The organism is Candidatus Neomarinimicrobiota bacterium, from assembly GCA_018647265.1.
GTDB lineage: Bacteria > Fidelibacterota > Marinisomatia > Marinisomatales > TCS55 > TCS55.
The window spans coordinates 1-13504 of record JABGTK010000159.1 but is presented as its reverse complement, the minus strand read 5'-3'; the positions used below and the strand labels follow the sequence as shown (position 1 = coordinate 13504).

Annotated in this window: 4 protein-coding genes and 2 tRNA genes; all 6 read right to left on the bottom strand. The window is 38.6% G+C overall.

Translation table 11 applies throughout. The features are described 5' to 3' along the window. Positions 1-13: 13 nt before the first annotated feature. Positions 14-100 (bottom strand) — tRNA-Ser (locus tag HN459_09540). Positions 101-173: 73 nt separating this feature from the next. After that, complete coding sequence (locus HN459_09535; GenBank protein MBT3479682.1) at positions 174-2807, bottom strand: choice-of-anchor B family protein; 2634 nt, start codon at positions 2805-2807, stop codon at positions 174-176. A gap of 25 nt (positions 2808-2832) precedes the next feature. Next, positions 2833-3903: a serine hydrolase gene (locus HN459_09530; GenBank protein ID MBT3479681.1), complete on the bottom strand. Its 1071-nt coding sequence runs from the start codon at positions 3901-3903 to the stop codon at positions 2833-2835. A 72-nt stretch (positions 3904-3975) separates the two neighbouring features. Then, a tRNA-Ser gene (locus HN459_09525) sits at positions 3976-4063 on the bottom strand. Between the two features lie 36 nt (positions 4064-4099). Next, a complete protein-coding gene (locus tag HN459_09520) occupies positions 4100-4465 on the bottom strand; it encodes a hypothetical protein (protein MBT3479680.1) in 366 nt (121 codons plus the stop codon). A gap of 91 nt (positions 4466-4556) precedes the next feature. Further along, entirely contained in the window at positions 4557-13049 is an 8493-nt protein-coding gene (locus HN459_09515) for a hypothetical protein (GenBank protein ID MBT3479679.1), read from the bottom strand. Between the last annotated feature and the right edge of the window lie 455 nt (positions 13050-13504).

The window sequence follows — 13504 nt, the reverse complement described above, 5'->3', positions numbered from 1 at the left end:
AATTTATTTTGAGCGGAGGGGGAGGGATTCGAACCCCCGAAGAGTTTCCCCTTGCCGGTTTTCAAGACCGGTGCAATCAACCAGGCTCTGCCACCCCTCCAAATCGATCTATATATAAAAATATGAGAGGCGAATTTATGAAAATTCACACAAAAGTCACCTTTTGATTTTGACTATTTTATTAAGGACATCTTCTTTGTTTTAACAAAATTCCCGGTCCGCAATTGATAAAAATAAATTCCTGTGGGCAGATTGCTCCCATCGAAGGATATTTGATGAATGCCGGCAGATTTTATTCCTTTATCCAGTTGCATAATTTCTACACCCAAAGTGTTATATAAGGTTAAGACAATCTCCCCAGCCAACGGTAATTCATACTGAATTTGAGTCACTGGATTAAAGGGATTTGGATAGTTCTGTTTTAAATCAAAATTCTCAGGAATAATTGAATCATCTTCCGTAGACAGATTGCCACCTTCTGTTGGCTTTAATATATAAAGCCCTTCTCCAATAGACGATACCAAAATGTTACCACTACTGAAATAAGGATAATTACTCCATGAGCCTACAAACCCAACTCTGTCACCGGATATGAATGTATCAAAGAACGCAACTTCGACGGGATTTTCAGGATTTCTAATATTCAATATCCTCAGTCCAGCAGAATAATTAGATTGATATAAAAGATTGCCAACCACGTAATTATTGTGGTCAATTGTCTTTAATCCCGAATTGTATTTAGATAAAATTATCGGATTATCTAAATCTGTTAGGTCAAATATAACTGTCGTTTGATACTCATCGTATCCATTGTACTCATTTAACTCATCATTAACAAAAAAGAATTTTTGATCCTGCGAAAGCCACCCTTGATGAAAATATCCAAATTGTGCGTTGTCAAATTTTGAAATAATCTGAGGATTGGCCTTATCACTAATATCTGCAATACTCAATGCCGTTTCATTTGAACTAAAGGCAATCTCCTTACCTTGATAATCTTTGTCCGGGCCAGCATACTTAACAATTTGAGCATCATGCGAATAACCAGTACCAGAACGCCCAGTTCCGTTATGAGAAAAACACCCTGCAAATGTGGGTTTCGCTGGATCTAATAGGTCAATCATATGAAGGCCACCATTGCAGATGTACTGAGAGGTAGTCGCGCTGGAAACGCCAGTAGCATATGCAAATCCCGTGGCTTCGTTTATCGCAATATTATGAACACTGCCTACGTTATTATAATGATATGTCATTTCAAATTCGGTAAAAGTGGTAACGCTTCTTAGATTTGTGAGGTCGAAAACTTGAACACCATGATTCCCCGCATTGTCTGCAACGATATATACGTAGTCTTTATAAACTTTCATATCGCGCCAAATAGAATTAATTGTTGCAGTGGGTAATAAGCCTACTACAAAGGGATTCTCCGGATCGGTTACATCAACGAAAGATGTACCAATTAGCAACCCAACTATGGCATATTCTTTCCCGGTGGTCGAATCAGTCCAGCCCCAAATATCATTTGTTTCTGTTAGGGTTCCGCCACTGAGTTCACTCGTCGTGATATACCCCATTAAATCGAGGCTATTACAATCGTAATCTTCAGCTTTTCCATTTTCACAAAGGATTTTTGCACCTGTTATACTAACGGATTTATTATTACTGGAAACACTATGGCTAAGCGTCCAATTATTATTTTCATCCTTATTGTAGATAAATGCTTTTTCACCATATGTGGCTCCGATGGCTAATTCACCACCAACTAATTTTAAATTTCGGCCGAATTTTCCTTCATGGGATATTGGCGATTCAAGCGTTTGAGAAAGTGAAAAAGTTATAAAATCTTCAGTGGAATAGATGTAAGATTTTTCACCATTAAAATTGCCAACTGCAATTTGATTGCTTTTCATTGCAATTGAAGCGCCAAAATAGGTACCAGTCACATCCTCAGGATTATCAATTGTTTTTACCTTTTTCCAAGAATTATTTTCAAATTTATGAATTTCAATAAAACCTTTTTGATCAAATCCAGGAGATCCGATAATTGCATACTCATCTGTCAATTCAACTGAAAAACCAAAGCGTCCTTTGCTTTGGTAATTGTAAGGGGAAAATACATGGCTTTCAATCCACGAATGGGTAATCGGGTCAAAAGTATATTGAACGGCTACATTGCCATCCCGAGAGCCAATTAAAGCTTTTTGTCCATTTATAGAAATGGAATGACCAAAATGGCCATCATCAACAATATAATTATATTTAATGGGTGACCCTTCTCGCCATTCAGATCCATCTTTGTATAACGTAAATACCTTCCCCTCGCCATGATGGACATCTCGGTCGCCGATTAAAATTACATTATCACCGATGGCAACTTCAGAACCAAAATCTGTCGTCCATTCTTCGCCATTAGGATTGATGGTTTTAATTGATGTCCAATTATCATGTTCATCTTTTTGATAAAGAAATACCCTGCCCTGCATATTTCCGCGATGGGGCGAACCAATAATCATTAAATCATTTTTTACATCAATGGAATAACCAAAATCAAACCCAACTTCATCATGTATTGGCGGCTCGATAAATCCTTGATCTAGTCCTCCAATTGCATTGGGTGAATAAATATATACTGAACCATTATTTAAGGATGAGCCTGTTTGGCCTATGTAGAACGTACCTTCAGATATAGACAAATCTCCCGCAATTCCAAAACCCAATGAATTGTTATCTCTATTTTTGGGTGAGTCTGGATGCAGAAGGCTTTCTGCAAATAAAATAAATGGTACCAAAAAGATTAATTTTCGCATTTGTGTTCCCGCTAATTTGAATTTATTACTTGACGACCGTTGAGAAACTACCTATTATTTCCTGATAAAAAATACGATTTAGATTTTCACCATATGCGCCTGAATATTGAGAACTTGAAGTTATGGCAACTACCAATGCTCTCGTGGGGACTACCATGATATATTGCCCCCCATACCCTGCTGCGTAATACATCTTTTCTCCATTAACCATCCGCATCCACCATAAATACCCATATCCATTAGATTTATTAGCATTGAATGGTACAATCATTTCTGAGGATTTATTTACCCATCCAGAGGAAATTATTTCTTCTCCGGCGGATTTCCCGTTCTGCAGAAATAGTTGCCCAAGTTTAGCCATATCTCTCAATCTCATATTTAATCCAAACCCTCCATTAGAAATGCCATAAGCATCGTCTTGCCAAGTATAATCTGTAATGCCCAATTGTGGAAAAAGGTATTTTTTACCAAATGAATTGGCAGATTCTTTTGTACTAGCAGTTAAGATATATGATAAGACATGGGTACCAGCAGAAGTGTAATTCCAATAGGTTCCCGAAGGATATAATAAATCATTCACTAATATATAATTCAATGGGTATGCGGCTGACATATAGGATGTATCATCAGGAATTCCCGACGACATCGTAAGCAATTGCGCAACGGTGATTTTTCCTTTTATAGAATCTGTTAAATTTGGATAAAACGATTCTAAGCTTTGAAATTCATCCGCCATTATTCCTTTATCAATTGCTATACCAACCAACGTGGATAAAAAACTTTTAGTCACGGACCATACGGGATATTTGGTGTTTAAATCACCATATTTATATTCTTCCGCAACAAGACGACCTTTATAAATAACTGCAATACTATAAAAGTTAGCCAGTTCCTTTGCGGCAGTAATTCCATCATTTAATTTTTCTGTATCAATACCTTCTGCATTCCGACTCCCAGTTTGAAAATCTTCGGTTAAGTCAAGATTGCGCCAATCGAGGGTAAGTTCAGCAGGGCTAGGTTTATCCTCGCAGGACAGAAAAATAAAAAGGATTATGAATAATCCGGAAAGACACTTTAATGGGTAAGGAGGATTCATAAGTAACAATTTACATTTAAAATAAGAAAAGCCCCATTCCAATTCATCGGGAGTGGGCTTTTAATTTATGAGCGGAGAGGGTGGGATTTGAACCCACGGTACGCTATTAACGTACGCACGCTTTCCAAGCGTGTACCTTAAGCCGCTCAGCCACCTCTCCAGATATGATTAATAATTATAATTTTACAATTATTAATTATTCAGATTTTTCTTCGGTGACCTCTTCTGTCTTAGGTTCTTCAGTAGAAGGATTTTCTTCTGCAGGCGCTTCAATTGTTTCTTCTGAAGGTGCTTCTTCGACAGCTACTTCAGGAGCAACTTCCGGTGCTTTTTCTGCAACTTCAACCGAAGGCATTTCGATATCCACCAAATTGGCAGCATCTTCCATCTCTTTGAGGGCAACTTCTATATTTTGACCTTTTACCATAGAAATCATAGATTCATTAAAACGCCAAAATCCTTCTTTATCAGAAGGAACACTTTTTACGTATTTAACGTGAACTAAATCTTTTGCACCGTGCTTTTCTGCTTTCTCAGCAAAACTCTTTTGTTTCTTAGCCATAAATCATCTTCTCCAATTCCAAAATCATGTAAAAATAGCCGGCGAATTTAATGAGAATATTCTATTTATCATTACACTATTCATGTCTTCCTTACTTAGGGCGCCATTCGTATTCCATAACTTCCCCATCTTGCCAGCTTCTAGGCTTCTTTTCTCCGGTAACAACACGCATGTGTGTATTGTCTAAAAATTCCATTAGACTAATTCGATTCTTTTCAGGATTGTTCATTTCTAATGTTAATACCCACGGCTTTTTACTGAAATCAAAACTGAACTGCCCTTCTTCCTGATCGCTAATTTTTGTCCCCAACGAAAGGCCCTGCATAAAATTCCCCTTGATGCCCGTTTCGTCTGGTTCGAATACCCATATTACTTCTATGATTTGACCTTTATAATACCAATTTCCCGCCATGCTACGGATATATTCGATAAATTCTACACTGACTTGTTCAGCTTTGTTTTTGGCATAATCCTGCGCTTCAATCGATAATGAATAGATGACACTGGCGCTTAAAGATTTATCTACAGGAACTTTAATATTGGTATGCATACCTTCCGTTAAATATTTGTCAAATAAAGGAATCTTGTGCCTCGTTACCCTATCTTTCAATCCTCCAGTTCGGGTCCACACCATCTTCCCATCCATGAGATCTTCACTTATTTCTATAGTAATCTCTGCACCCATCATATTGGATTTATTTTCAGGTTTATGAATCGTAATCACAGGGCGCGTCACATCAAACTTCACACTATCAATTACAATGGATTCAGACTCATTCATGGCTAAGTCTTTACCCTTGAATACAATATTATAAATTGAGCCATCATTTAATAAAGGTGGATTCTTAGGCAATTTGGGTGACTCAAATATTGTTTCCAACTCAATACCTGCAAGATCAAATGTCACAGGGGAGTTTGGATCAGGTTTTCCGCCAATTTGGGTATAGACAAATTGGCCAAAACTCAATCCTTCGGATATATAATAAGCTACGTCTAAATGATTTTTAAACGAATTCGGCTCAGGGTACTTAATTTGCAACTTAGGCGGAATATCATCATACACTACACTCATTATGAATTTTTTGCCCGTATTCCCAGCCTTATCCGTTCCTTGGAGTGTGATGCGATACATGGCATCCGTAATGAGGTTTAAGTCCGGTAAAGTGGAATTGTCATGCGCTCCGACCGAATATAGTTCTGGGGTGAGTTCAAATGTATGTGGCGCCGCTGGATCAGCCTTACCGCCCATATGAATCCATGTATATTTTCCACTGACCAGATCTTCATTTACATTCCATTTTAAAAGTTGCGAATTCACTCGGGAACTTGTGGATGGTAAAACCTGTGTAAATTTGGGTTTAGTTTTGTCATAAGTCACATTTTCTGCTAATGTTATTACAGCTTCATTCCCAGATCGGTCAATTGCCGTTACAATAAGATTATAAACGATACCATCAGATAAATCTGTTTGATGGAGGAGTGCGGTTTGGGCGAAAGCACCCGAATTCAATTCATCCCCGGTTAGGTCGATAGAAACAGGCGTTGATCCATTAGTTGGCGTCCAAGAAAGATTTGCCATGAGGAGTGGCTCATCCAGATCATAGCTCACTTCATTCAAATTGGTAAACCCATTTGTGGTCGGAAATATCCCTGTTATGACTGGTGGTGTATTATCAAAAAATAAAGTACCTAATTCGAAAGATGAATTGTTACCCGCTCGATCAGTACCAAAAAAAGCTACACTATATCTTGCGCCACTAATAAGTGTGGGTGGTGGATTAAAGTCCACTTCAGGATAAACACCGTCTTGAAGCTGATTGCCAACTAATTTTGATTCATGATTTCCCACTGCATCAAGGTTACCATCAACCCATGTCCATACAACATTTGCCACCGAAAGCACTTCATTTGTTTTTAATCCAAGGACTGTACTTTTGATATATGATTCTGCTGTCGGAGAAATGATGGCAATTTCTGGTGGAATATTATCAAATGTAATACCAGTATTATCTTCAGAATTTCCCTCGTTTCCAGCTAAATCGATTCCAGTGACGCTCACATTATAAGTGGCATTACTGACCAAATCTGTAAGTGCATTTATATTAATACCGGTTTTTTGTCCAGGCATTAATTGGTTTTCTGAAAGTTCAATCTCATGTGGACTCATTGGATCCGGAATTCCGCCGCGATGTTCAAATATTATTTTCCCTGACAATAAAGTTTCATTTAAATCATAATCCAAAGCGATTTGATTGTAGAATCCATTCGACTTGGGATTAATCACAGCTACGATAGGCGGAGAGGAGTCATAGGTGATATTTTCTAGAGAAACATTCACCGCCACATTCCCAGCCATATCTTCACCGGAGAATTCGATTGTATAAATACTACCGTCATTCAGATTTATATCTGAATCAAATACTTCCTTATAATGGCTACCTTGTTTTAATCGGTCACCGGTTAGCTCAATTTCGTGTGGATTTTCAGGGTCCTCCATCCCACCTGTCCTCGTAAAGATTATTTTTCCTTTTCCCATCTCTTCTGTGGTAGAGTATGTTACGGAAGCTGAATTTACATGGGAACCAGATTTAGGTTCAGATAACGATAGGTCAGGTGGCAGTATATCAAAAAATACATCACTTATCGGGGCGATATTCGCTTTGTTTCCTGCTTTGTCATAAGCGTCAATAGTTACACTATAGCGTCCTCCATCGGCTAATTGCGAAGTGATACCTAAGTCGTAATCGGAATGGAGGCCATCATTCAATTCGCTACCTTTCAATAATACTCTGTGAGGAGAATCAACATCAATCGTTCCGCTGGTTTGCTCAAAATTTACAGTGGCTCTCTCGAGTACCTCGTTAGAGATATAGGAAATAACAGTCGTTTTTATTTGTTCAGAATCAATGGGTCGGCTAATAGACATTTCGGGAGGTTGATTATCAAAGCTTACATTCGATATTTTGATTGGAATTGCCTCATTGCCCGCAGGATCAGAACCAGTGAATACAATATCATAAATGGCACCATTGATTAAATTCGGGCCATTTGCCAATTCCTTTTGAATGAAATCACCCATTTTCAGTTCTGCGCCAGTGAGCGAAACTATTTGGGGAGATCGCGGATCCGTAGTCCCGCCAGTTTGGGTAAATGTAACAGTCCCATTTATCAATAATTCACTTAATGAATAGCTTAAAGTGTTATTGTTTATATGGCTATTATTATCAATTTTAATTAATCGTAATATTGGGGGTATTACATCATAGGTAATATTTTTCACCAATACTTTTTTAGATTGATTCCCGGCCTGGTCTAATCCATCGATTGATAAATTATATGTTGCACCGTCCGTCCATCCCAATTCGGAAAACACCTTTTCTTCAAAAATTCCTTTTTTCCGTGAGATTTCATCTAGAATTACAGCATGAGGTGAATTTGGATCTGGTCTACCAGAAGTACGGGTGAGTATTAACTTCCCTTCCGCAACATCTTCACTGATGGAATATGAGATGCCCTCACTGTTTATATAAGAGTTTTTTGCCGGTGAAGTGATTAAGAAGATTGGAGCTTCATTATCAAATACAATATTCTCAACAAGAACTTCCGGCGCCAGGTTTCCTGCAGCATCCCGACCTTCAAAACGAATATTATAGACGGCACCATTGACGAGACGAATAAATGAAGATGGTAGTTTCCCACCGCGAGTGCCTTTTTGTCTTTTACTTCCTGCCAAGGTAATCATATGGGTTGTCTTAGGATCGGAGGTACCACCTACGTGATCAAAATATATTTTTCCATCCACTAAATCTTCCGTCAATGTATAGGCGATATCAGGCTCCCTAATATGTTGTCCATTCGATGGGGCAACATCAACAAATTCCGGCGGAGAAATATCATAAAGAACACCATCAATAACCATCAGATCAGATGGGTTCCCGGCCAGATCTGTCCCTTCTATGGTAATTTTATATGTTACTCCATTGACCAATTCCGGCGGTGATAAAAAATCAAAGTCTAGAAAGTCTCCACCTTTGAGCTGATCACCCAGAAAATGTTTCGAATGGGATGTCTTCGGATCGTTCCCAACAATTGCATCCCAACGTACAGAGCCAGACTTTATGGGTTCACTAATACTTATAGTTAACTTTGTGTAATTGACCGGCGTGTTGGGTTGGGGATTCAATATAGATAACGTCGGCGGTGTTATGTCAAACATTACATTTTGAATGGATTTTGATTCAGCCTTATTCCCTGCAAGATCTGTACCTTCGATTAATATCGTATATGGCATATTTTCTTCTGGTTGAATATCATAATTCACTAAAATATGTTTACCCAACCCATAATCTTTAGGGCGTAAGTCATAAGATGTTTTTTCTTCTCTATCGTTAATCCAGATCATTTTTCCAGATACTAGAGGTTCATTGACCGCATATATGACATCAAGGTAATTCACGAAACTATTGGTTTTTGGATGGGCAATTACAAATTCAGGTGGCGAAATATCATAAGTAATATTTTCTACTTTCAGTTCTTCAGAAATATTCCCGGCAAAATCTTTTCCATTAATTGATATGGAATAATTCATTCCATCGCGAAGCGTTACCTTATTTATGAGGTCTGACGGACTTCTTTCACCCAATTGTAGTTCAGTATCAACTAACTCTGATTCCAAAATTAAATCCGATCCTGAGTGCTGAAAGAAAATTTCGCCTGAGGCAATGTTTTCTGATAAAGTCCACCCAATGTTCGAATGATTAATAAAAGCGCCAGATTCAGGTGTAAATGCGCTGAATTCGGGTGGAGTTAGGTCTATCTTAACATTGGTTAGCTGAGCCGATGTTGCAACGTTCCCTGCGCGATCAAGACCGTTCAGTAAAATTGTATAGCTAAACCCATCTTTCAAGGCCGGCACAATCAAATCATCGGAGTTGTATGACCCAGCCGTTAATAATTCCTGTCGATTATATTTAACAGGAGAGGATTCACCCATAGTACCCACTCCTGTCCAATCAATACTGAATTCGTATATATTCTCGGATACATCAAAATTTAACTTTGTCTCCGTTGTGAAAATATTGGATTCCGGATATGTTAATACAATAGTCGGTGGCGTTATGTCGTATAAAATTTTATTTACTCGTGCAGTGTCACTTTGATTTCCGGCTGGATCGAAAGCGACATAAAGAAGTGAATACTCAGCACCATCCACCAAATTGGGTGAATTATTAAGTTCCATAGGGCCAACCTCAGTACCATGAAGTTCTTCATTTTTCAAATCAATAATATGGGGTGAATCTGTGTCATCAACAATGCCACCTGTCCAACGCCATATCATCTGAGCTGATACCAATTTTTCACTATTAATAAAATGGACCTGCTTATGATTAACAGCATCCCCATCCATTGGACTGATAAGAGTCAACTCAGGTGGAGTGAAATCATATTGAAGTCCAGGTACAAAGGCTCGTTTAGTTTTATTGCCGGCGCGATCAGTACCACTAATGGTCATGGTGTATAAAGCATTTTCAACTACATTCGGATTATTGGATAATTCAATTTCTGCATGATCGCCCGAAGTGCGTTCTTCTAAAGTCAATATAGCCGTATAAGGTGCCAATGTATCTTTAACACCACCGAGCCATATCCATTTAAATTTTCCTTCGTGCAATTCTTCAGATAATGTGTAGGTTACTGAACTAGTTTGGGAAATAGACCTTGGCAAAGGATAAGAAATCGTAATTACCGGGTGAGTAATATCATATAGGATATCGGTAATCATAATGTGGTTCGATTCATTCCCTGCAGGATCGAATGCAAAATATGAAATATCATATACTCCTCCATCTACCAGTGGCGGCAACTTTGTGATTTCACCCAGCTGAAATTCATCGCCATTTAATTCATTACCACCGAGGGCCATTGCATGGGTAGTGTCAGGATCCTTAACTCCACTGATCCACGTCCACGTAATTATACCCGACTCCAGTAATTCACTATTTTCATAATGGATTTTTTTATGATTAACCGCATCTCCAGATTTTGGACTGTTCCATGTTAATTCGGGCGGTGTAAAGTCATATTGAAGTCCCGGAACAAAGGCCCGTTTTGTTTTATTTCCGGCTCGATCTCGACCTTTGAATGACATGGTGTATAGTGCGTTTTCTACAACTTGTGGGTTATTCACCAATTCAATTTGGCTATGTTTGCCTTCCGATTTTTCTGCTTCAGTCAGGAGTGCGGTGTATGGCGCTAATGTATCCTCAACTCCTCCCAACCATATCCATTTAAATTGCCCCTCAAATAATTCTTCCGATAAGGAATAAGTCATGGCAGTTGTATTAGAGATGGATCGGGGTAATGGATATTCAATCACCATCTCTGGAGCGGTATAGTCATATAGAACTTCAGTTATTGTTACAGTATCCGCAATATTCCCTGCGCGATCTGAACCACTGAAAAAGAGAGAATAAATTCCACCATCTTGAAGCTTTGGCATGTTGAGTAAGTTGATGCTGTCATGAATGCCAAATGCTAATTCAGCGTCCGCCAAATCAACCGTATGGGGCGCATCAAGATCGGCCACACCGCCTGTTTGCATCCAAGTGACTGCACCCGTATGCAGTTCTTCTGAAATATTATATGAAATCAATTGATGATTTATTGCCACACCAGACTCGGGAGAAACATTCGTAAACTCTGGTGGAGTTACATCATAAAGCACATTTGAAATTGAAATTGGATCACTGTCATTTCCCGCCAAATCTCGACCGGTAAAAAGAATTGAGTAAGAACTGCCATCTGTTAAAAGAGGTTCATTGGTTAATGAAATATGAATTTTTTCAGCGGACGATAATTCTTCACCCACCAGTTCAACAAAATGAGTAGAAAGTGAATCACTATATCCTTCCGTTTCTGTCCACAGAAATTCACCTGTTAATAGTTGCTCACTTGCGGCATAACTAACGGTGGCATTATTAATGGCTTCCCCATCGAATGGATAAATCATAGTTAATATTGGTGGCGTAATATCATAATGAATGGAATCGATGCGAACTGTGTCACTTACATTTCCCGCTAAATCGACGCCAACCACTAAATAAGAATATACACTACCGTCATTCAGTTGAAAATGGGCGGATAAATCTGTGCCTGTCTCCACCTGAACTGTATCTGCAAACTCGTGGGTATAGGGCGCATTTGCATCCGCTACACCACCTTGCCATTGTGCCATTACCTTCCAAGATTGAATGGGTTCATTGGTAGAAACATTTATCAATTGGTGATTCACCCATGCGTCCGATGGCGGATCGTTTATCGCTAACACAGGCGGTGTAATATCGTAAATCACATTTTCCATAATTCCCGGTGGGTCGGCCACATTCCCTGCTCGATCTATGGCGTAAATTTCAGGATTGTACATTACCCCATCCACGAGTTTCGTTTGGTTGGTTGGTTTAAAGCGACCGGCAAAACCAATTTCGTTTGGGGTAAGAATAATTGTATCGACAGAAATATGGGAGAAATTGGTGTCGGGCGCCCAAACGATATATGCTGAATCGATTGGTTCTGAAGTGGTAAACGACAAGGATATATCTTTGAGATATTTATCCATCTCCAGCGTCATAAGGGGCGGGCTAATATCATAATTTACATGGAAAATATTTTGCTTAGTGGCCATATAACCTTTAACCCCTTCTCCGTCAAAGTGAATATTATACGTAGCACTATCCCGAAGAACACTATCACTGGGAAACACAATTGTATAATCTCCTTGGATAATTTCTTCTAGATTGATTTTTGCACTATCCATTTCAGCGGGCACCTTCCAATGGATATACCCCCATTTTAGGTCCCCATCTAAATTGTATTTCACTGTGCTATTATTCACAAAACTTGAATCTTGCGGACCTAAAAAACTAAGGATCGCTTCTGTTCCATCGGGACTTAGCTTTACATCCATAATAAGGACGCCATTAGAGTCATATTCAAACAAGTGCGTTATACTCGTTTCATCATAATATTTATATAAATATTTATGCATAGATTTTCCATCGGGACGTCGGAACCATTCATCGCGCGTTGTTCGGCCTAATGAATCATAGTCAAGTTCTTTGCCGCCATATTCAAAGGCATCCACATCAAAGAATCGGTAATTTTCCGGTTTATCAATTTCATTCATATCTGAAGAGGTGAATCGGTCATTCCATTTTTTGACAGAATCGACACCGAAAACCCATTCGATATATGATAAGGACTGAGGCTCTCGTCCGAAGATTGTTTGGTAAAATACATGCCCTGTTTCGTCAACCATATCTCTTTGACGAATAATTGTTTTGGATTCGATATAAGAAAATTGTTCCTGCGCTGTTGCATCTCCTTTTTTATTTACTATCGCCTTAATGATGAGGCGATCCAAGTCATCATACTCAGCGCGAATATGCTCTTTTTTTAGAACTTCAGATTTGGGAACATTGTAGCCAGTGAGGAAATCATGTTCATTTATAAAGTATTTCACCTGACGTTGGCTAGCGGTCAGGACAAGTAAAATTAGTATCAGGGCTGTGAGTTTTACGGTTTTCACAAGCCCCTAATTTAGGAGGGAAATTTCCCTATGGAAATGGGGGATTTGTAAAAGTAGCAATATTGATGGGCAATAAATATTAATTGTCATTCTGAGAGAATGCAATGAACGAAGAATCTCAAGCACACGTTTTTAAGTATTCTTCTGTTTGAGATACTTCGCCATGATAAATCATGACTCAGTATGACAGATTATTTGTGGGTTATAGCTTATTTAAGAAATAAAAAAAAGATATTGTCATTCTGAGGGAATGTAATGAGCGAAGAATCTCAAGCATAAGTTTATTATGTATTCTCCCATTTGAGATACTTCGTCATGATAAATCATGACTCAGTATGACATATTTGGTTTGTATTGTAGATTCATATATGGAAAAACTTTACTATGTATATATCATGGCCAGTGAATCAAAAGTGATTTACACTGGCATGACCAACAATCTTTTTAGGCGTGTT

Bases quoted from the DNA above. Each gene is read 5' to 3' on its own strand.
- HN459_09520 (MBT3479680.1), bottom strand. From the start codon at position 4,465: ATGGCTAAGAAACAAAAGAGTTTTGCTGAGAAAGCAGAAAAGCACGGT.
- HN459_09530 (MBT3479681.1), bottom strand. From the start codon at position 3,903: ATGAATCCTCCTTACCCATTAAAGTGTCTTTCCGGATTATTCATAATC.
- HN459_09535 (MBT3479682.1), bottom strand. From the start codon at position 2,807: ATGCGAAAATTAATCTTTTTGGTACCATTTATTTTATTTGCAGAAAGC.